The sequence below is a fragment of the Streptomyces sp. NPDC002138 genome (genome assembly GCF_040296485.1).
Lineage (GTDB): Bacteria > Actinomycetota > Actinomycetes > Streptomycetales > Streptomycetaceae > Streptomyces.
Window position 1 is genome coordinate 1 of sequence record NZ_JBEOXE010000082.1, and the last position, 20,781, is coordinate 20,781.

Consider the following 20,781-nt stretch of genomic DNA (forward strand, 5'->3'; position numbering starts at 1 on the left):
GAACGACGTGACCATGCGGATCGGCCCCGGAGTGACCGGGCTGCTCGGCCCCAACGGCGCCGGGAAGTCCACCCTCATCAACATGATCCGAGGCCCCGCCCACCCCCGCCCGCACCCCCCGCACCGCACCCGTCGCGGCCCCGCTCACCGACGTCATGTCGCGCCGCACGATCGCGCTGGCGATCGGCGGGCTGGTCGTCGTGCTCGCGGTCATCGGCTCCCTCATCGTTTACGCGTTCAGCGGTGACGACGACCCCGGCAAGAAGAACAACGGCAAGGCCGCGGGCGGCGCCGGTACGTCGGCCAGTCCGAAGGCGAGCCCGGGCGCGAGCACCGACGGCAAGGGCAACGGAAACGGCAACGCCGACGGCGGTACGCCGCCCAGCCCCGACGCGAGCCCCGGCCAGCAGACGCAGGGTCAGACCCAGGGCCAGAGCCAGGGGCAGGGCCAGGCCCAGACCCCCGGCCAGAACACCGGTCAGCTCCCCGGCCAGGGCGCGGGGAACGGCGTACCCGCGGGCTACGCCACGGTGACGAGCGAGAAGTTCCACTTCTCCATGGCGATGCCGCAGGGTTTCCACCAGACCGGCACCGCCGGCACCTCCTCCGGCGGGATATTCTCCCGCGACGGCGGCTTCCCGCGCATCCAGGTCGACTACAACAGCAACCCGAGCGACGACGCCCGGCTCGCCTGGGCCCAACTCGCCCCCGCGGTGGCCGGCAGCAGCAAGGACTACAAGCTGCTCGGGCTGCGTGTCGTGGACTACCGGGGGTATCCGACCGTCGCGGACTGGGAGTTCGAGCGCACCCAGAACGGGATGAAGGTCCGCGTCCTCAACCGCGGCTTCAAGATGGACGCCACGCACGGCTACGCGATCATGATCAGTTGCGCGTCGGACCAGTGGGACGCCGCCGAGTGCACGCAGATGCGGAACACGGCCTTCGACACGTTCCAGGCGACCGGCTGACCCGCTGACGCCGTCCCCGGCGCCGCACTGAATGTCGCCCCGGCGTCACGGGCCTTGGCAGGCCCGGGACGCGGGCGCCCCCGGCGACGTATCGTGTCAGCGGGGGCCATGGGGGCGCACACCGCGCAGACCCGCGGCACCCGCTCACCAACGCGCTCGGGGGAGGCGACATGGAGGAGTACGCGGGCCGGATCCTGGCCGAGCGGTACCGCCTGCCGCTGCCGCCGCCGGACGCGCCGCACGAGTACGAACTCATCGAGACCCGGGCCTTCGACACGCGCAGTGGGCAGGAAGTACTCGTCCGGCAGGTGCCGTTACCGGAGGTCGTCGACGCCGAGATGCTCGACGGGCACCGGGCGCCCGCGGCCGGCCGGCGGCCGGTGTCCGAACTCCCGGCGGTGCGGCGCGCGATCGCCGCGGCGCAGGCGGCGGCGCGGGTGCCGGACCATCCGCGCCTCGATCAGGTCTTCGACGTGTTCGCCGAGGGCAATTCGCTGTGGATCGTGAGCGAGCTGGTGCCGGCGAGGTCGCTGGCGGCGCTGATAGCGGACGAGCCGCTGAGCCCGTACCGGGCGGCGGAGGTGGCCGCGGACGTGCTGACGGCGCTGCGGGTGCTGCACGCGCACGGCTGGACGCACCGGAACATCACCGTGCGGACGGTGCTCGTCTGCGACGACGGGCGCGTCGTGCTGACGGGCCTGGCGGCCGGCGCGGCGGAGGAGGCGCTGTGCGGGTACGACCCCGTGCCGGTGGCCGACCCGGCGGAGCCGCCGGGGGATCCCGGCGGCGAGGGCGCGCGCCAGGACGCGGCGTGGGCCCGGGGCGTCCCGGCGGCCCTGCCGCGGCCGCCGGGTGCGGTGGTCCGGGAGGCCCAGCCGTACGAGTCCCCGTACGGGGGCTCGGAGTTCGGCGGCCCCGATCTGGGCAACCCGAGTTTCGGCGGCCACGGCCTCGGCCACGGTCTCGGCGACCGGGACCCCTTCGGCGCGCCCGACCTGCCGGGGGAGGGGGAGCTGGGCGGCTACGCCGGTTCCGCCGGGTCCGTGGAGGACGACGGGTACGACGGGTACGACGGGGACGGCTACGAGGGCGAGGGCTACGACGGGGACGGCCACGACGACGGCTCGGGCGGCCACGGTGGCCCCGGCCTCGGGCGGTTCGCGTCGGAGGAGCCCGGTCCGCGGCCGGAAACCGGGCCCGACGCCGGGCGTGAACCCGGGGCGGACGACACCGCCGACCCCGGTGGCGAGCCGCCGTACGACTACGCGCCGTTGGTGGCGCCCGGGTACGACACCGAACCCCTGGCGGGTCCGCTCCCGGGGCCGCGGGTCGGGCCGACGTACACCGACCACATCACCCCCGAGGCCACGGCCGACCGGCCCGACCTCAAGGCAGCCGCGCGTGCCGGGGCCATCGCGGCCTACCGGGCCGGGGCGCAGGCCGCCGCGCGCGTGACCGAGGAGCGGCGGGGCGGGGCGGCCCCGGCCGAGGAGAACCGGCCCGCGGGGTCGAACCTCCCGCAGGGGTACTCGTACCCGTACGGCGGCCCGGGCACCGCCGCCTGGCACGGCGCCACCCCCCGCCGCACCCCCACCCCCCTCCCGAAGGCCCTCCCCCCGGCCCAGGACGAGCCGCCGTCACCCCCGCCCCAGACGTGGCTCCCCCACTCCGAAGCCGCCCACCCCCCGCCCGGTGCACGGCCGTTGGGCCCGGAGCCCCGCCCGGACGAGGCCCCGTCCCCGGACCAGGGCCGGGCCGCGGCCCCGGACGCCCCGGACCAGGCCTGGGCCGCGGCCCGGGACGAGGGATGGGCCGGCGGACCGGCCTCCTCCCGGGCCGGGGGTCCGGCCGTCGGCCCGCAGCCCCGCCCCGACGAGGACCCGGGGCCCGAACAGGGCTGGGGCCCGACCCCGGACCAGGGGTGGGCCGCCGCCCCGGACGTGTCCTCGTCCCCGGAGCAGACCTGGGCCCCCGGCTCACCGCCCGGTTCGTCGGCGCCCCGCGCCGAGGCGGCGCCGGACCCGATCCGGGTCCCTGACACCAGCCCCGGGCAGCCTCCGCTTCCCGACGGGGGCTGGACCCCGTCCCCGGAGCCCGACCCCGCCGCGGACCGCGCCTGGGCCCACGGCCCGGGGTCCGACGCCGCCGCCGACCGTGAGTGGACAGCCGCCCCGGGGTCCGACGCGTCCCCTTCCCCGGACCGGACGTGGCCCGTCGGCCCGGAGCCCGCCCCCGCCCCCGACCGCACCTGGGCGCCCGGCCCGGGGTCCGATGTGTCCCCCTCCCCGGACGGGACGTGGGTCGCCGGGCCGGGGCCTCGGCCCGACGGGGACTCCGACCGGGGCTGGACCCCGCTCCCGGCGCAGACGCGGGGCGGCGAGCCGGGAGCCGACGTGACCCCGGCCGCCCAGGCCCACGCCCCGGGCCCGGACCAAGGACGCGGTGGCTACGCCCCGGGCCCGGACCGAGCCCACGACCCCCAGGCCCCCGCCCCGGACCAACGCCGCGGCGCCCAGGGCCCCGCCCACGCCCCCGCCCCAGCCCAAGGGCGGCCCGGGCGGCTCGCGTTGCCGCAGGGGTTCCGGGAGGCCGAGGTGGCCGCCGTGCACGCGGGGCCGGGGGCCGCCGTGCCCCGGGGGTGGGCCGCGGTCGCCGCCGGGCCCGTCACCGCGCTCGACGCCGAGCGGGCCCGGCTCACCCGGATGGCCGTCGTCGGCGCCGTCACCGAGCGCTGGGCGCCCGAACAGGCCGGCCCCGTCCACGACAACTGGCAGCTGGCCGCGCCCATCGGGCCCGCCACCGACCTGTGGGCCCTCGGCGCGCTCCTCTACCGCGCCGTCCAGGGGCACGCGCCGTACCCCGAGGACAGCGCCGCCGAACTCGTCGAGATGGTGTGCGCCGAGCCGCCCGCCTTCGCGGAGGAGTGCGGCCCGCTGCGCCCGATCGTCGAGTCGCTGCTGCGCCAGGACCCCACGGAACGCCCGGACTTCGAGGAGCTGCGCGGCTGGCTGCGCTCGCTCGTACGCTCCGCCCCCGAGCCGGACGGCGGCACCGGCATCGGCGGCTTCGCCTTCCCGCTGCCCGAGGCCGATCCGGCCCGGCTGCCCGCCGTACGCCGCCGGGGCGACCTCTCGCACGGCCGCCACCGCGGCACCCAGCAGGCCGCCAAGCGCCCCCGCGGCGGCCGTTCCCTCGGCCGGACCCTGCTGCTGCTCGTCCTGGTGGCGCTGGCGGGCGGGGTCGCGTACGCCATGTTCTTCCTGCCCGAGGCGACCCCCGGCGACGGGGACGGCGCCCAGGCCCGGGGCAGCGGCAAGCCGAGCGCGAGCGCCACCGTGCCCGGATCCGGCGGCGCCAACACGCCCACCGGTACACCGCAGTCCAAGCCCGCGCCCCAGAGCGGCAGCCCCTCCGCGCCGCCGCCCGCGAACGTCCCCGCCGGGTACACCGCCGAGCAGGACCCGGAGGGCTTCCAGGTCTTCGTACCCAGCGGCTGGGAGCGCCACGGCGTCAACGACATGGGCCAGGTCCGCTACACCAACGGGGACTTCGTGCTCATCCTGACCCCCGGCCGGGACGCCGTGGACGGCAATCCGGACCCGCTCGGCTACCAGCGCGACAAGGAGCGCGAGCTGGAGCCCTTCCGCACGTCCACCTGGGCGACCTCGACCGGCGTGAAACAGACCAGGGTCGGCCAGCAGCTGATGGCGGAGGGCCAGTACACCTGGACCGACGGCGGCGGGCGTTCCGTCTACGTCCGCAACCGCGCCCTCGCGCTCGGCGGCCGCTACCACGTGGTGATGGTGATCGGCCCGCAGGACGCCCAGGACAAGGTGACCGAAGTCTTCGACAAGGCCACGGGGAGTTACCGGCCGGGCTCCTGAGGGCCTGCTGACTGGTGGTCAGTACGGCGATTGCGTCACAGTGCTGTCTTACGGGCCCCGCGCGGTTCCGGCAGTGGCCGCGCGCTCCGTAATCTGGCCCGAAGGCAGAGAGCGGCGGGGTTGAGTGGAACACAGGACAGGCGCGGGCGCGGTACTCGCGGGCCGGTACCGGCTCGGAGAGCCGATCGGCAGCGGCGGCATGGGCAAGGTGTGGCGCGCGCACGACGAACTGCTCAGCAGGACGGTTGCCGTCAAGGAACTGACGGCGGGTCTGTACGTCGCCGAGGCCGACCGTGCCGTCCTGCACGCCCGGACCAAGAAGGAAGCGCGGGCCGCGGCCCGGATCGCCCACCCGGCGGTCGTCACCGTCCACGACGTCTTCGAGCACGACGACCGGCCGTGGATCGTCATGGAGTACATCGACGGCCCCTCCCTCGCCGAGGCGGCGAAGGCCGCCGGGCGGATCGAGCCCCGCGAGGCGGCCCGGATCGGGCTGCACGTCCTGGGCGCGCTGCGCGCCGCCCACGCGGTCGGCGTCCTGCACCGGGACGTCAAGCCGGGCAACGTCATGCTGGCCAAGGACGGCCGGGTGCTGCTCACGGACTTCGGGATCGCGGCGATCGAGGGGGACTCCTCGATCACCCGGACCGGTGAACTCATCGGATCCATCGACTACCTGGCGCCCGAGCGGGTCACCGGCGGGGCGCCCGACCCGGCCTCCGACCTGTGGTCGCTGGGCGCCACCCTCTACACGGCGGTGGAGGCGCGCTCGCCCTTCCGCCGCACCTCGCCGATCTCCAGCCTGCAGGCCGTGGTCAATGACGAGCCCCCCGCCCTGCGGCACGCGGGCGCGCTGGGCGCGGTCATCACGGCCCTGCTGTGCAAGGACCCGGCGCAGCGGCCGTCGGCGGCCGAGGCCGAGCGGATGCTGGTCGAGGCGATGGAGGGGCGCGAGCCGAAGTCGGCGCACGCGTACGTTCCCACGCGCGCCCTGACCCCGGAGGAGCGGGCCACTCCCGTGCCGTCCCCCCCGGCCGCACCCGGGCCGGAGCGCGAGCCGCGCCCGCCCGCCGCCGCGCCCGCGGGGTTCCGTACGGAGGCGCCGACCGCGCCCCCGGAGCCCCGTACGGCGCCGCACCCGGACCCGCACGCGGCGCCGCGTCCCACCGGCGGCCGGATCCGGCGCGCGGCGGTGGTGGCCGTGGTGGCGGCGCTGCTGGGCGGCGCCGGGGCCTTCGGGATCCTCAAGTACGTGGACGGGCAGGACGGCGCCGACGCCAAGGGCGGCTCGGGCCAGAGCGCTCAGGGCCGGGTGCCCGTCCCGGACGGGTGGCAGCGGGTGAAGGACCCGACGGGCTTCACCCTGCTGGTGCCCAACGGCTGGACGCGCCAGATGAACGGCGACCAGATCGACTACACCCCGGACAACGGCAAGCACTTCATCCGGATCGCCAACGACCCCTCCCCGGACTACGACAACCCGTACATGCACCTGCTCGACCTGGAGAAGCAGGTGCGTCAGCGGACGGACTACAAGCGGCAGCTGCTGAACCAGAACACCTTCCGGGACAGCACGCGCGCGGCCCTGTGGGACTTCACCTGGACCGAGAAGGGCACGCACGCCGGGCCGCGCCGGGCGATCGAGCAGATGTACATCGCCCCGAACGAGACCGAGTACGCCGTCTACATGTCGGGGCCGGTCGAGGGCTGGGCCACGCTGCGGCAGCAGTTCGACACCGTGCTCACCGGCTGGGAGCCGGCCGCCGCCACGGGCTGACCCGGCGCGTGATCGCGGGGGCTTCGATCACGCCAATCGGGGCGATACTGCCAGCGATCACTGGCGGAAATGCAAAATCCGGTTACCCACGGGTACCCAAAGCCCTCCCGGCGCAATACGCTCACCGCCATGACGGACTCGCAGGCCCCCGCCCCCCTCCGCGCCGCCCCGGCCCCCACCAACCCGGTGGCTCCCGCCCCGGCCGGCGCCCGGACCGCCGCCGATGTCGTGACCCCGGACCTGGTGGCCCGGCTCACCCGGGGGGTGCTCGGCTCCGGCCGCACCGCCAACCACACCCCGTTCACCGGGGCCGAGCTGGCGGACCTGCCCGAGGCCACGCCCGAGGACGTCGCCGAGGCCTTCGACCGGGCCCGCGCCGCCCAGGCCGCCTGGGCCGCCGTACCCGTACGCCGTCGGGCCGCCGTCCTGCTGCGCTTCCACGACCTGGTGCTCGACCGGCAGGCCGAGGTCCTCGACCTGATCCAGCTGGAGACCGGCAAGGCCCGCCTGCACGCGCACGAGGAAGTGCAGGCCGTCGCCATAGCGGCCCGTCACTACGGCCGCAAGGCCCCCTCCTACCTGCGCCCCAAGGGCCACACCGGGGCCATGCCGACCCTGACCAAGGTCGTCGAGCTGCGTCAGCCGCGCGGGGTCGTCGGCCAGATCGCCCCCTGGAACTACCCCCTCGAACTCTCCGTCGGCGACGCGCTGCCCGCCTTCGTCTCGGGCAACGCCGTCGTGATGAAGCCGGACACCGAGACCGCGCTGACCGCGCTGTGGGCCCGTGACCTGCTCATCGAGGCGGGGCTGCCCGCCGAGGTCTTCCAGATCGTGCTCGGTGAGGGCCCGGTCGTCGGCCCCGAGGTGGTCCGCCACGCCGACTACGTCTCCTTCACCGGCTCCACCCGCACCGGCCGCGAGGTCGCCCAGGGCGCCGCCGCCCGCCTGGTCGGGGTCTCCCTCGAACTCGGCGGCAAGAACGCCATGCTGGTGCTGCGCGACGCCGACGTGGAGAAGGCCGCCGCGGGCGCCGTCCGCGCCTGCTTCTCCTCCGCGGGCCAGCTGTGCATCTCCATCGAGCGGCTGTACGTCCACGAGTCGGTCGCCGACGCCTTCCTCGAGCGGTTCGCCGCCCGCACCAAGGCCATGCGGCTCGGCAGCTCCCTCGCCTACGGCGCGGACATGGGCTCGCTGGTCGGCGAACGCCAGCTGGAGACCGTACAGCGGCACGTCGACGAGGCCGTCGCCAAGGGCGCCACGCTGGTCGCGGGCGGCACCGCCCGCCCCGACATAGGCCCGCTCTTCTACGAGCCCACCATCCTCGACGGCGTCGAGGCGCCGATGGCGGTGTGCGCCGAGGAGACCTTCGGCCCGGTCGTCTCGGTCTACCGCTTCACCGACGAGGACGCGGCCGTCGCCCAGGCCAACGCCACCGCGTACGGGCTGAACGCCAGCGTGTGGACCAAGGACGCGCGCCGCGGCCGGTCGGTCGCCGCCCGCCTGCGCACCGGCACCGTCAACATCAACGAGGGCTACGCCCCCGCCTACGGCAGCGCCCAGGCGCCCATGGGCGGCATGAAGGACTCGGGCCTCGGCCGCCGGCACGGCTCCGAGGGCATCCTCAAGTACACCGAGGCCCAGACCGTCGCCCACCAGCGCCTGCTCCCCATGGCGCCCTCGCTGGGCATGGACGACGAGAAGTACGCGGCGTTCATGACCAGCAGCCTCAAGGTCATGAAGGCCCTCCGACTGCGCTAGGAGCGTGGCAGTGCCGCAGAGCAGTGACTTCGACTACGACGTGATCGTCATCGGTTCGGGCTTCGGAGGGTCGGTCTCGGCACTGCGGCTCACGGAGAAGGGGTACCGGGTCGGCGTCCTGGAGGCAGGGCGCCGCTTCGCCCGCGAGGACCTGCCCAGGAACAGCTGGGACCTGCGCAACTACCTGTGGGCGCCGGCCCTCGGCCTGTACGGGATCCAGCGCATCCACCTGCTCGGCAACGTGATGGTGCTCGCGGGCGCCGGCGTGGGCGGCGGCTCGCTCAACTACGCCAACACGCTGTACGTACCGCCCGCGGCCTTCTTCGAGGACCGGCAGTGGGCGTCCATCACCGACTGGCACGACGAACTGGCCCCGTACTACGACCAGGCCAAGCGCATGCTGGGGGTCCGGCTCAACCCCACGATGACCCCCTCCGACGTGCACCTCAAGGCGGCCGCCGCCAAGATGGGCGTCGCGGACTCCTTCCACATGGCCCCCGTCGGCGTCTTCTTCGGGGACGGCGCGGACGCCGGGGGGCAGCGCGGGGTCCGGCCCGGCGAGGAGGTCCCCGACCCCTACTTCGGCGGCGCGGGCCCCTCCCGCAAGGCCTGCACCGAATGCGGCGAATGCATGACCGGCTGCCGCCACGGAGCCAAGAACACCCTGAACGAGAACTACCTCCACCTCGCCGAGCGCGCGGGCGCCGTCATCCACCCGATGACCACGGTCACCGCCCTCGGCGAGCACGCGGACGGCGGCTACCGGGTCCGCACCGTCCCCACCGACGGCCGCCGCAGGGGCCGCGCCACGGTGCTGCGCGCCCGCCACGTCGTCGTCGCGGCCGGTACGTACGGCACCCAGACCCTGCTGCACACCATGAAGGACCGCGGCGAGCTGCCCCGCCTCTCGGACCGGCTCGGCGACCTGACCCGGACCAACTCCGAGGGCCTGGTCGGCGCGCAGACCGACGACCGCCGCTACCGCAGGCGCCACGGCAAGGACGCGCGCGCCGACTTCACCCGGGGCGTGGCCATCACCTCCTCGGTGCACCCGGACGCCGACACCCACATCGAGCCGGTGCGCTACGGCAAGGGCTCCAACGCGATGGGGTTCATGACGATCCTCCAGGTGCCGTACGCCCCGCGCCGGGTCCGCGCCTGGTTCGCCCGCACCGCCCGGCACCCGGTGCAGTTCGCCCGTTCGCTCTCCAACCGCCGCTGGTCGGAGCGGACCATCATCGGCCTGGTCATGCAGTCCCTGGACAACTCCCTGACGACGTACCGCAAGCCGGGCGGCATCGGGAAGGGCCTGCTGACGGCCCGCCAGGGCCACGGCGCCCCCAACCCGGTGCAGATCGCGGAGGCGACGCAGGCCGCCACCCTGCTGGCCGAGGAGATCAACGGCTTCCCGGGCAGCAACATCGGCGAGCTGATGGGCACCCCGCTGACCGCGCACTTCCTGGGCGGCTGCCCCATCGGCGCCTCCCCCGAGGAGGGCGTGGTGGACCCGTACCACCGGCTGTACGGGCACCCGGGGATCTCGGTGGTGGACGGCGCGGCCGTCTCCGCGAACCTCGGCGTGAACCCGTCGCTGACGATCACCGCCCAGGCCGAGCGGGCCATGTCGTACTGGCCCAACAAGGGCGAGCGCGACCCCCGGCCGGACCAGGGCGCGGCCTACGAACGGCTCGCCGCGGTGGAACCGGTGCGTCCGGCGGTGCCCAAGGAGGCCTTCGCGGCCCTGCGCCTGCCGTTCCTGGCGGTGCCCGCGGTCCCGCCGAAGAAGCGGCAGGACTGATGCCGACGGACACGGCAACGGAGTCTGCTCTCCCCCTCCGAGAGCAGACTCCGTACTCAAGTGACACGCGACCGGTCCGGATGGTTGCGAGTGACGCCTGTCACAGGGGGAACCAGGCAACTGCCGCAGACGTTCGGCAGTCTCGATGGGCATGAGAAAGCGCATCTCCCTGCTGGCCGCGGCCGGTTTGGTGGCTCTGGGGCTGACCACCCCGGCCGCCGCCGCGGATCCCGTCTTTCCGCTCATCGGTCCGTCCGCGATCGGCCTCCGGCTCCACCCGGGGACCCCGACGGGCGTGGCGAAGGAATCCCTCCTCGCCTTCTCCCTCGACCCGGGCACCACGACCGGCTTCCAGGGCGAGTTCACCTTCACCGTCGACCTCGGCAAGCTCGCCGGGATCGCCGACGTGCGGGAGAACCCGGCCGCCGCGCACCCCTCGTGCGTACGCGCCGCGGCCACGCTCGTCTGCAAGGCGACCGGCATCACCCCGGGGGTCCGCCCCGGCTTCGAGCTGCTGGTCGGCGCGGCCAAGGGCAGTGCGGACGGCGCGAGCGCCGACCTCACCGTGACCGGGAGCGTCAAGGGCGCCACCGTCAAGCCCGTCACCACCAAGGTGACCGTCGGCGGCCCCGACCTGGTGATGGACCGGCTCCCGCTCAAGGCCGACCTGGTGCCCGGCCAGAAGCAGCCCGTGCCGCTCGCCTTCGCCAACACCGGCAACCGGGCCGCGCACGGCGTCGTCCTCGAACTGGCCGCCACTCGCGGCATGGAGTTCGTGGAGACGTACGACAACTGCACCACCCGCGCCGACGGCGTCACCGGCGTCACCCTCTGCACCTTCGAGGGCGACTTCGGCCCCGGCGAGGCGTACGAGCTGGCCGACCCGCTGACCCTGCGCGCCACCGGGCGGGCGTTCGACGACCAGCTCGGCTACGGCATCTACGAGACGGGCAGCCGCCCGCAGGCGGCCGCGGCCCTGGCCGCGCGGTCCGGTGCCGGCAGCGGCACCGGCAAGGTCCTGGCGGTCAAGAAGCGCCCCGCCGCGACGAGCGGCAAGACCGCCACCGACCTCGAACCGGGCGACAACCGGCGCGAGTTCGCCTTCCACACGGCCAACACCGCGGACTTCACCGCCACCGGGGCCACCGTCCAGGCCAAGGCGGGCCAGACCGTCACCGCCGAGGTGGGCCTGCGCAACCAGGGCCCGGCGTGGATCGGCCGGCCGCGCGTCGGCGAGTCCGTCGCCCGTACGGACGTCCGCATCCCGGCCGGGTCCTTCGTCACCAAGAAGCCGGACGCCTGCCGGGCCGTGAACGCCGACGGCGGCGAGCGCACCGCCGAGCAGCAGCTCGGCGCGCCCCGCTACTTCTGCGCGAGCGGCGCGTCGGTGCTGGAGGACGAGCAGGTCCGTTACGCCTTCGAGCTGCGCGTGGACCAGGTCGTCGAGGGCGCCGCGGGCAAGGGCTCGGTCAGCGTCGGCGAGCAGGCCCCGCAGGGCGTCACGCCGCACCGCTTCGACCCGAAGACGGACAACAACACGGCCGAGATCGTCCTGAACGCCAAGGGCGGCGCCAGCCCGACCCCGGGTCGGCCGAGCGGCAGCCCGAGCCCGTCCACTTCGGTGAGCCCGTCCGCCTCGGCCTCGCCCTCGGGCACCCCGGTCCCGGTGGCCGGCACCGGCGGCGGGACCCCGAACGGGAACCTGGCCTCCACCGGCAGCTCCGCCGCGCCGCTCGCACTGGGCGCGGCCATGCTGCTGGCGGCCGGTGGCGCGCTGTACGTGGCGTTCCGGCGCCGCACCGGGCGCGCGTAACGCGAACGGCCGGCCCGGGGCGTCCCCTGGGCCGGCCGTTCCTTACGGGGTGACCGGGCTGCTGTCCCCTGCCGTCCGGTCACGCGGAGGAGCGAGGTCCCACGACGCCCGCTCCACGGGGCGGGCGTCTCCATCGCTCCAGCGGAGCCACGCGTGGGTGGTGCGGGCCCGCGCCTGGCTGGCGCGGACAGTCCACTCAACGCGGCGGGGCCGGGGCCGGTCACGGCCCGGACGAGTGACGAACAGGCGCGCGCGGGCGGGGTAGGGGACCCGTCACACCCGGCCGCGGGACAGCTCCAGCAGGGTCATGGCCAGCGCGGTACCGGGCTTGCCGAGGGCGTCGTTCCAGTGCGCGAGCACCTCCATCTCGCGCGAGAGGTGCACCCGGCGGCCGCCCGAGGCGATCCGGGCGTCCTGGATGACGGCCGAGACGGCCATCCGCTCCTGGATCAGCCCGATGATCCGGTCGTCGAGGGCGTCGATCCGCTCACGGGAGCCGGCGATCAGCTGGGCGGGGGTGGCGGTGGCGACGGACATGTTTTCCTCCGGTGGGATGTGTGATCCGCGGGACCGGAGGAACGTCAGAGCGCCCCGGTCCTGTCGGACCGGGGCGCTCTGGGAAGTCAGCGGCTCAAGCGAGCATCACGATGACCCATGGCGACCGGACCGGCCGGTGCCATAGGTAAAGAGGAAGCTCAGCTGCTTGCGCATGGGGCCGATTATTACCTTGCGTCCCCATCCCCGGTCAACCGGTTCCGCATCGTGAGACGCGCGCATGGTCGGTGTACACCCGGCGGAACAGCTCGTGCCCGGTCCGCCCCGCGTGCCGCAGCGCCCAGTCCTGCGCGGCCTCCTGCTCGCCCTGCGGCCCGGACTCGGCGCCGCAGCCGTACGCCGCGCAGAACACCTCGCAGGTGACCCCGCCCTCCGGTGCGTGCCGGATGGTGTGCGCGACGAACCGGAACACTCCGCGCGGCCTCAGCACCGGCCCCGCCCGCGGTGCGCGCCGATCTCCACGTTGCAGTCGGACACCGCCGAGCGGTCCCCCCGCCGGTACGCCTCGGACCGCTGCCCGGCCAACGCCGCGCACACGTCGCACCCCGGTGCGGGTCTGGGGGCCTCGGTGGGGAGGGAGAGGTGGACGGGCGGACTCATGGTGGTCTGCGTTGCCATGAACAGGACGGTAGGGACGGCTGGTTGAGGGCGCGAGAGGTCATTCGCGATTATTCTCGGACAGCGGCGATCTATATCGGGAAATTCTCGCGTGATGCCCCGGAATCCGTAGCCGACGGGGCGAGCTCTCCTCGATGCTGGGCCCACCGGCTACGAGAGGGGTAACGCCATGGCGCGTCGACTGCGATTCAACGGCACGGGGAGCGGGCTCAACGGGTGCCCGGCCGTGCACGAGGACCTGGACAGCGGTGAGGTCATCGTGCACGGACCGCAGCTCACCGACCCTGAGGACATCGCCCAGCTCCGGCACCTGGCGGCCGGAGAAGTACCCATCGTGGTTCCGCGGGAACTACTGGTCGACTTCGGACCCAAGGAGGTTGTTCGCGTGCCGCACATCATCGACCTGGACGAGCAACTTCGTCGACGTCGAGCTGATCACCGAGCCCGCCGAGGTGCTCCGCTACGCCCAAGTGCGCGACGCGGCCTCGCACTACGCTGTCCCGTACGAGGAGTTCGAGGTCAAGTAGCAGCATTGAGCGGGTACCGGTGAGCACGGACTATCAGCAGGCACGGGAAGCGCTCGGCATACGGCTGCGCGAACTCCGTCTCGCCGCTGCCGACGGTCGGCTCACCGGTTCCGCGCTGGCGCGGCGACTGGGCTGGCCGCAGCCCAAGGTCAGCAAGCTGGAGAACGGCAGACAGACCGCGACCCCGGAGGACCTGCGGGCCTGGGCGGACGGGACCGGGCAGCCCGAGGCCTACGACGAACTGCTCGCCCGGCTCCGGGGCTTCGAGAGTCACATCCGGTCGTGGCGGCGCCAGCTGAGCGCGGGGCACAAGCGCGTGCAGGACACGCACCTCGCCGCGCACGCGGACGCGAGTGTCCTCCGGGGATGGGAATGCTCCATGGTCATGGGGATCTTCCAGACGCCCGACTACGCGCGGTCGATCTTCACCCGGTACGCCGAGCTCCAGCGGTCGCCCCGGGACACGGAAGACGCGGTGCGCTCGCGGGTGCGCCGCCAAGAGGCGCTGTACGACCCCACCAAGCACTTCCACCTCCTCATGTGGGAGGCGGCCCTCCACGCCCGCATCTGCCCGCCCCCCGTGCTCGCGGCGCAGCTCGACCGTCTGCTGAGCGTGATCGGCCTCGACACCGTGGAACTGGGGATCGTTCCGCTCGACGCGGCCCTGGCGATCCCGCCCGCCACCGGGTTCTGGATCTACGACGACCAGCAGGTGATCGTGGAGACCTGGCATGCCGAGCTGTGGCTGGACGACGCCGACAGCGTCGCCACCCACCTCCGGGTATGGGACACGCTCCGCGAGTCCGCCGTCTACGGGGCCGACGCCCAGCGGGTGATCGGGGACGCGCGGCGGGCGCTCACGCAGTGACGTGGGCCTCGGATGGTGCGACAAAGCGGGGGCCGGCGCCACCGGTAGAATCGACAAAACAGCCACCCTCTTCCGCCGGAAGGCCGCCCCGTGCCAGAAGCACCCTCCGCCGCCCACGACACCGCCCCGGACACGGTTCTCGTCGTCGACTTCGGCGCCCAGTACGCCCAGCTCATCGCCCGCCGCGTCCGTGAGGCCCGGGTCTACAGCGAGATCGTGCCCAGCACGATGCCCGTGGGGGAGATGCTGGCCAAGAACCCCAAGGCGATCATCCTCTCCGGCGGTCCGTCCTCCGTGTACGAGGAGGGTGCGCCGCGCCTGGACGACGCCCGCGCCCTGTTCGAGGCCGGGGTCCCGGTCTTCGGCATGTGCTACGGCTTCCAGCTGATGGCCACCACCCTCGGCGGCACGGTCGACAACACCGGCGCCCGCGAGTACGGCCGTACCGAGCTGGCCGTCTCCAGGACCGGTTCCACCCTGTTCGAGGGCACCCCCGCGAACCAGTCGGTGTGGATGTCGCACGGCGACGCCTGCTCGGCCGCCCCCGAGGGCTTCACGGTCAGCGCCTCGACCGGCGTCGTCCCGGTCGCCGCCTTCGAGAACGACGAGAAGAAGCTGTACGGGGTCCAGTACCACCCCGAGGTCATGCACTCCACGCACGGCCAGCAGATCCTGGAGCACTTCCTCTACCGCGGCGCCGGCCTGGCCCCCACCTGGACCACCGGCAACATCGTCGAGGAGCAGATCGCGCTCATCCGCGAACAGGTCGGCGACAAGCGCGCCATCTGCGGCCTCTCCGGCGGCGTGGACTCCGCGGTCGCCGCGGCCCTCGTCCAGAAGGCCATCGGTTCGCAGCTCACCTGCGTGTACGTCGACCACGGCCTGATGCGCAAGGGCGAGACCGAGCAGGTCGAGAAGGACTTCGTCGCCGCGACCGGCGCGCGGTTGAAGGTCGTCGACGCGCAGGAGCGCTTCCTGAACGCGCTGGCCGGCGTCTCCGACCCGGAGACCAAGCGGAAGATCATCGGCCGCGAGTTCATCCGCGTCTTCGAGCAGGCCCAGCTGGAGATCCTCCAGGAGGACGGCCCCGCGGTCGCCTTCCTGGTCCAGGGCACCCTGTACCCGGACGTCGTCGAGTCCGGCGGCGGCACCGGCACCGCCAACATCAAGTCCCACCACAACGTGGGCGGGCTCCCCGACGACATCGAGTTCGAGCTCGTCGAGCCGCTGCGCCAGCTGTTCAAGGACGAGGTCCGGATGGTCGGCCAGGAGCTGGGCCTGCCGGACGAGATCGTCCAGCGCCAGCCCTTCCCGGGCCCCGGCCTCGGCATCCGCATCGTCGGCGAGGTCACCAAGGAGCGCCTGGACCTGCTCCGCGAGGCCGATGCCATCGCCCGCCACGAGCTGACCGCCGCCGGTCTGGACCGGGAGATCTGGCAGTGCCCGGTCGTCCTGCTCGCGGACGTCCGCAGCGTCGGCGTGCAGGGCGACGGCCGCACCTATGGTCACCCGATCGTGCTGCGCCCCGTCTCCTCCGAGGACGCCATGACGGCGGACTGGACGCGCATGCCGTACGAGGTGCTCGCCAAGATCTCCACCCGCATCACCAACGAGGTGCCCGACGTGAACCGTGTGGTCCTGGACTGCACGAGCAAGCCCCCGGGCACCATCGAGTGGGAGTAGGACTCCCCCTTCGAACGACCGGAGCCGCCGTCCCCTCCCGGGACGGCGGCTCCGCCGTTTCTCCGGCCGCTTCTCTCTGGCCACTTCACGCGGCCACCGGTACCTTGCGCCGCGACCTCGAAGGACGCGATCGTGAAGGAGGGGCCATGGCCGAGGGGCACGTACGGACGCCCGCACCCGCACCCGTGCCCGTGGAGCGGCTGGGCTTCGAGCTGCCGCCGGTCTTCGCCACCGCCGGGGAGGCGCGCGCGCACCGCAAGGAGCGGCTGGCGGGGGCCCTGCGGCTGTTGGGGCGGCTCGGGTACGAGGACGGGGTGGGCGGCCACGTCACCGCCCGCGACCCGGAGTTCGAGGACTGCTACTGGGTGAACCCCTTCGGGCGGGCCTTCGCCGGGCTCGGCCCCGACGACCTGCTGCTGGTCGACGGGGAGGGCCGGGTGGTGCGCGGGGAGCGGCGGGTCAACCAGCTGGCCTTCGCCGTGCACGCGGCCGTGCACCGGGCCCGGCCCGAGGTGGTGTCCGTGGTCCGCGCGCAGGCCCCGTACGGCAGGGCGCTCGCGGCCCTCGGCGAGCTGCTGGCCCCGGTCACGCACGAGGCCTGCGCGTTCTACGAGGACCACGCGCTCCTGGACGAGTACGCGGGCGGAGGGGCCGATCCGGAGCGGATCGGGCGGGCGCTGGGCCCGTACAAGGCGCTCGTGCTGCGCAACCACGGGCTGCTGACCGTCGGGGACTCGGTGGACGCGGCGCTCTGGTGGTTCCTCGCCGCCGAGCGGGCGGCGCAGGTGCAGCTGATCGCGCGGGCGGCCGGGAAACCGGTGCTCATCGACCATCACAGCGCGGCCCTGACCAGGGAGCGGTTCGGCTCCGACCTGGCGGCGTGGGTGAACTGCCAGCCGCTGTGGCAGCAGGGCTGACGGCGGGCGTGGCCCGGGTGTCACGGAAAGTGGCGTCAACATCATGAACGGTTAATCACCTGCTCTGACATCGTGCGCAATCCGGAACACTGCCGCAGTGGTGCACAATTCGCTGGCATTCCCCGGTAGTTGCACGAAGGTAGTCAGAGAGGCGGCACGCACGTGGCTGTCCAAGAGATGCACAGAAGTACCCACGGCGGCGGCTGCACTTGTGACGACTGCCCGCACGGAGCCCGGGAAGGCCACCGCCGCGCGGTCGAGGCCTTCCTGGAGCAGCGTGACGGGCTCGCCGCGGGGCAGGGCCTGCCCGCCGCCGTCGCCCGCTCGGCCGGAGCCTCCCGCCAGTGGGTCTCCGACGAACTGACCCTGTCCGCCCGCACGGTGGCCGCGCGCGGCCGGGAGGCCGGGCACTCCTGGCTCTACCTGCTCTCGCGCCGCGCCGTCCTCGGCGTGTGGATCGCGGCGGGGGTGCTGCTGCTCGTCCAGGTCGGCACCGCCGTGGGCAACGGCTGGAGCACGGCGCGCACCGCCGGGCTGCTGGCCGCGCTGCTCCTGGCGGGGCTGCTGACGGCGGCCGCCCGCGCCCAGACCGTGCGGGGCGGGCTGCTGGCCCCGATGGTCGGCGAGGACAACCGGCTGTCCACCTCCAAGACGGTGGCGTGCGCGTGGGTGGTGCTGACCGCGTTCGCGGCGCTGCTGCCCGCGGTGCGGCTGGCCGCCTCGACGCCCGGGCCCGAGCGCGCCGCGCTCTACGCCGGGCTCGGGCTCTGGCGGGCGCTGCCCCTGCTGACGGTGGTGGCGCTGACCGCGGGGGTCGCCGTACTGGTCCGGCGCGTGGTCTCCGTACGGATCATGGGCCAGCGGCTCCAGAAGCTGCCCGCGGACCGGCCGCGCGGGGCCGACCTGCTGACCGACGACGCGGGACGCGGGAGCCTGCCGGACGCGCAGTACGCGCTGGTGTCCACGGTGGTGCTGGCTTTCGCGGCGGTGACGCTGGCCCGCTTCCCCGACCGGCTGCCGCGGCTGCCGTGGGCGCTGGCGGTGCTGGTGGCGCTGTCGGCGGCCGTGTACCTGGCGGCGAAGTACGCGGAGGGCAGCCGGCCGCTGGTGCTGTCGGTGGTGCGGACCCGGGAGCCGGGGGACATCGACGCCTCGGTACGCCCGGGGGACGACATCGAGATCCGGGGCGTGGGGTTCGTACCGCCCGGGGCGCAGACGCCCGAGATGCTGGCGCGGCTGGTGGTGCGGATCGGGACGGTGCACGTGCACGTGCCGCTGGTGCCGGTCGCGGGCGGGTTCACCACGCCCTCCGACACGGTGCTGACCGTGCCGGTCCCGGCGGAGGTCGAGCCGGGGCGGGTCGACATCCAGGTGGTGACCGCGGCCGGGGTGGAGTCCAACCGGTGCAGCGTCGACGTCGCGGAATGAATCGCTCCCGGGACGCCCGCTCCCCTGGCACGCCGGGCGCGCGCGGGGTAGACAGTGAGGCGTGAGCCGAATCGATCAGAGTGTTGAGAGCGCCCGCCCCGCCGCCCGCACCGAGCGCCTGTCCGTCCTGCGGGCCGCGGGCACGCGGCACGCGCTGCTGCCCCTGCGGATCTTCCTCGGGGTCACCTTCGTCTACGCGGGTCTGGACAAGCTGACCGACTCCGCGTTCCTGTCGGCCTCGGGCGACGGCTCCATCGGCGAGCTGATGCGCGGGGTGCGCGACACCTCCGCCGTCCCCGCCCTGGTGGACCTGGCCCTGAAGGCGCCCGTCGGGTTCGCGGTGCTGCTGGCCATCGGGGAGCTGCTGGTGGGCCTGGCCGTACTGGCCGGGCTGCTGACCCGGCTCGCGGCGGCCGGGGGCGCCCTGATCTCGCTCAGCCTGTGGCTGACCGTGTCCTGGGCGGTGACCCCGTACTACTACGGCAACGACCTGGTCTACCTGATGGCCTGGCTGCCGCTGATCCTGGCCGGGGCGCCCTACCTCTCGCTGGACGGCCTGATCCGGTCGCGCCGGTCCCGGCGCACGGCGTAGGTCGTCACCCCCACCAGCGCCGCCAGGGCCAGCCCGCCGAACGCCATCGGCAGGATCAGGTACCAGGGCACGTCCCGCTCACCGGCGGCGTCGAGCAGGTACAGCACGCCCCCGGCCAGCAGCACCAGGCCCGCCAGCAGCCGTCCCGGCTGGAACTCATGACGCGGCACGGGCCACCTCCACCTGTCCGACACCCGTCTCCAGGTGCAGCTCGATCGTGCCGCCGGCCTCGGTGCCGGGGGCGGGAGCCACGGTCACCACGCGCTCCGCGTGGCGTTGCATCCGTACGCTGCCGGCCGGCTCCCCGGGGAGCTGTACGTCGCCCCACGTGAGCCGGACATCGGCCTTCGCCGTGACCTCGCGGGGCACGATCACCTTCAGTCGTCCCGCGTCGAGGGAGGCCCCGACGACCAGCTTGGTCCCCTTGGGCACGTCCAGCCGGCTCAGGTCCAGCGTCGCCAGCCCGGTGCCCGCCACGTACGCGGGCCGTACGTCGGCCACCGCGGCCGGACGCCATTGCGTCCGGTGCCAGTCGGTGCCGATCTGGGCCGGCAGCACGGTGGCCCCGGCCAGCAGCACGGCGGTGACCAGGCCCAGCAGGACCGTGCCGAAACCGGTCCGTCCCCTGACCGAGCTGACGGCGAGCCCCAGGCCGAACACGGCCAGCGCGGCCGCCAGGCCGATCTGCAGGGCGTGCCCCAGCGGGCCGGTCCGCCACTCGCTCGCGGTCCCGGCGATAGCGGCCAGCATCGCCAGGACGAAGACCCGCCCGCCGATCCCGCCGCGCGGGGCGGACGGGGCCGCGGCGCGCGGCGGCGCGGCCGCCGGGCCCGGCTCGTCCGGGCCGCCGACCGCGTCGGCCGGACCCCACAGATAGCCGGGGGACCCGACGGGGCCCGTCGTACCGTCCTTGACCAGCGGGTCCCGCCACCAGGACGGGGCTCCGGGCACGGGCGGCGCCTGCGTCTCCGGTGGCGCCGGCCGGTGGGCCGGACGCTGCGCGGACCCCTGCGGATCGGGCGCGTCGCCTTCCGGGGCGTGGCTGTGGCGGCGGCGCTGGGACCAGTACGAGGCGCCCGCCAGCCCCAGGACGACCAGGACCGAGAAGACCGCCATCGCGCCGTTGTCCGCCAGCGTCAGGAACAGCGCGCAGCCCACCAGCGCCGCGAACACCGCCGCCAGGGTGGCGCCCTCGACCCGGCCGGTCAGCAGCTTCTTCGCCTCGCTGTCCTCCTCGCCCTCCTGGGGCAGCAGCAGCCAGGCGAACCCGTAGAAGATCAGGCCGACCCCGCCGGTGACGGCGAGCACGCCGAGCACGACCCGGAAGATCACCGGGTCCAGGTCGAAGTACCGCCCGAGGCCCCCGCACACGCCCGCGAGGACCTTGTCGCGCCTGCTGCGGCGCAGCGGTGGCCGGTCGACGGGGTCCGTCACCGGGGGCGCAGGGGAGTCGTGCACTTCGGTCATGGGTCCATGGTGCCGGGCGGTCCGGCCCGGCGGCACCGGGCCCGACCCTGGCGCAACCCTGATATCCCCCCGAAGGAACTGGGGGGCTGCCCTGATGTCCCGGACCCCCCGCGCGTGTGACCATCGGT

The 20,781-nt window shown here is 74.3% G+C and carries 17 protein-coding genes and 2 pseudogenes; 14 read left to right on the forward strand and 5 right to left on the reverse strand.

Features of this window, described 5'->3' with window-relative positions:
• The 7 genes and pseudogenes from ABT084_RS33410 to ABT084_RS33440 form a co-directional block, all read left to right on the forward strand.
• Positions 1–94, forward strand: a pseudogene (locus ABT084_RS33410) (ATP-binding cassette domain-containing protein); the annotation flags it as partial.
• A gap of 61 nt (positions 95–155) precedes the next feature.
• Complete coding sequence (locus tag ABT084_RS33415; protein ID WP_351052170.1) at positions 156–968, forward strand: hypothetical protein; 813 nt, start codon at positions 156–158, stop codon at positions 966–968.
• A 170-nt stretch (positions 969–1,138) separates the two neighbouring features.
• Complete coding sequence (locus ABT084_RS33420; protein ID WP_351052173.1) at positions 1,139–4,852, forward strand: serine/threonine kinase C-terminal domain-containing protein; 3,714 nt, start codon at positions 1,139–1,141, stop codon at positions 4,850–4,852.
• A 124-nt stretch (positions 4,853–4,976) separates the two neighbouring features.
• Positions 4,977–6,629, forward strand: a complete 1,653-nt coding sequence (locus ABT084_RS33425) for a serine/threonine-protein kinase (protein ID WP_351052176.1) — start codon at positions 4,977–4,979, stop codon at positions 6,627–6,629.
• A 129-nt stretch (positions 6,630–6,758) separates the two neighbouring features.
• Positions 6,759–8,387 (forward strand): succinic semialdehyde dehydrogenase, encoded by a 1,629-nt coding sequence (locus tag ABT084_RS33430; protein ID WP_351052177.1) that lies wholly within the window; start codon positions 6,759–6,761, stop codon positions 8,385–8,387.
• A gap of 4 nt (positions 8,388–8,391) precedes the next feature.
• Positions 8,392–10,185, forward strand: a complete 1,794-nt coding sequence (locus tag ABT084_RS33435; RefSeq protein ID WP_502969253.1) for a GMC oxidoreductase — start codon at positions 8,392–8,394, stop codon at positions 10,183–10,185.
• A gap of 151 nt (positions 10,186–10,336) precedes the next feature.
• Complete coding sequence (locus ABT084_RS33440; RefSeq protein WP_351052182.1) at positions 10,337–11,998, forward strand: LAVTG motif-containing sortase-dependent surface protein; 1,662 nt, start codon at positions 10,337–10,339, stop codon at positions 11,996–11,998.
• Positions 11,999–12,271: 273 nt separating this feature from the next.
• Here ABT084_RS33440 and ABT084_RS33445 read toward each other — a convergent pair whose 3' ends face one another.
• The 3 genes from ABT084_RS33445 to ABT084_RS33455 all read right to left on the reverse strand — a co-directional run bounded on the left by ABT084_RS33445 (position 12,272) and on the right by ABT084_RS33455 (position 13,171).
• Positions 12,272–12,535, reverse strand: coding sequence for a chorismate mutase (locus tag ABT084_RS33445; protein WP_351052185.1), 264 nt, complete (start codon positions 12,533–12,535; stop codon positions 12,272–12,274).
• Positions 12,536–12,743: 208 nt separating this feature from the next.
• The gene (locus ABT084_RS33450; RefSeq protein ID WP_351052188.1) at positions 12,744–12,965 is read right to left on the reverse strand and encodes a DUF7848 domain-containing protein; all 222 of its coding nucleotides are present in this window, start codon (positions 12,963–12,965) and stop codon (positions 12,744–12,746) included.
• An 11-nt stretch (positions 12,966–12,976) separates the two neighbouring features.
• Positions 12,977–13,171, reverse strand: coding sequence for a hypothetical protein (locus ABT084_RS33455; protein WP_351052191.1), 195 nt, complete (start codon positions 13,169–13,171; stop codon positions 12,977–12,979).
• Between the two features lie 169 nt (positions 13,172–13,340).
• Between ABT084_RS33455 and ABT084_RS33460 the strand changes: the two are divergent.
• The 7 genes and pseudogenes from ABT084_RS33460 to ABT084_RS33490 form a co-directional block, all read left to right on the forward strand.
• Positions 13,341–13,583: pseudogene (locus ABT084_RS33460) on the forward strand (DUF6879 family protein); the annotation flags it as partial.
• Positions 13,549–13,698: a DUF6879 family protein gene (locus ABT084_RS33465; RefSeq protein ID WP_351052241.1), complete on the forward strand. Its 150-nt coding sequence runs from the start codon at positions 13,549–13,551 to the stop codon at positions 13,696–13,698. The pseudogene ABT084_RS33460 and the gene ABT084_RS33465, both read left to right, overlap by 35 nt.
• A 19-nt stretch (positions 13,699–13,717) precedes the next feature.
• Positions 13,718–14,566 (forward strand): helix-turn-helix domain-containing protein, encoded by an 849-nt coding sequence (locus tag ABT084_RS33470; RefSeq protein WP_351052193.1) that lies wholly within the window; start codon positions 13,718–13,720, stop codon positions 14,564–14,566.
• Positions 14,567–14,656: 90 nt separating this feature from the next.
• Positions 14,657–16,249, forward strand: coding sequence for a glutamine-hydrolyzing GMP synthase (gene guaA, locus ABT084_RS33475; protein WP_351052196.1), 1,593 nt, complete (start codon positions 14,657–14,659; stop codon positions 16,247–16,249).
• A 146-nt stretch (positions 16,250–16,395) separates the two neighbouring features.
• Positions 16,396–17,166, forward strand: coding sequence for a class II aldolase/adducin family protein (locus tag ABT084_RS33480; protein ID WP_351052199.1), 771 nt, complete (start codon positions 16,396–16,398; stop codon positions 17,164–17,166).
• Between the two features lie 162 nt (positions 17,167–17,328).
• Complete coding sequence (locus ABT084_RS33485; protein WP_351052203.1) at positions 17,329–18,594, forward strand: hypothetical protein; 1,266 nt, start codon at positions 17,329–17,331, stop codon at positions 18,592–18,594.
• A gap of 118 nt (positions 18,595–18,712) precedes the next feature.
• On the forward strand, positions 18,713–19,186 hold the full coding sequence (locus ABT084_RS33490; protein WP_351052238.1) for a DoxX family protein: 474 nt from the start codon (positions 18,713–18,715) through the stop codon (positions 19,184–19,186).
• Here ABT084_RS33490 and ABT084_RS33495 read toward each other — a convergent pair.
• Both ABT084_RS33495 and ABT084_RS33500 read right to left on the reverse strand, forming a co-directional pair.
• Positions 19,132–19,356: a hypothetical protein gene (locus ABT084_RS33495; RefSeq protein ID WP_351052205.1), complete on the reverse strand. Its 225-nt coding sequence runs from the start codon at positions 19,354–19,356 to the stop codon at positions 19,132–19,134. The genes ABT084_RS33490 and ABT084_RS33495 overlap by 55 nt on opposite strands.
• Positions 19,343–20,653 (reverse strand): PspC domain-containing protein, encoded by a 1,311-nt coding sequence (locus tag ABT084_RS33500; RefSeq protein WP_351052207.1) that lies wholly within the window; start codon positions 20,651–20,653, stop codon positions 19,343–19,345. Before ABT084_RS33500 ends, ABT084_RS33495 begins: the two co-directional genes overlap by 14 nt.
• Between the last annotated feature and the right edge of the window lie 128 nt (positions 20,654–20,781).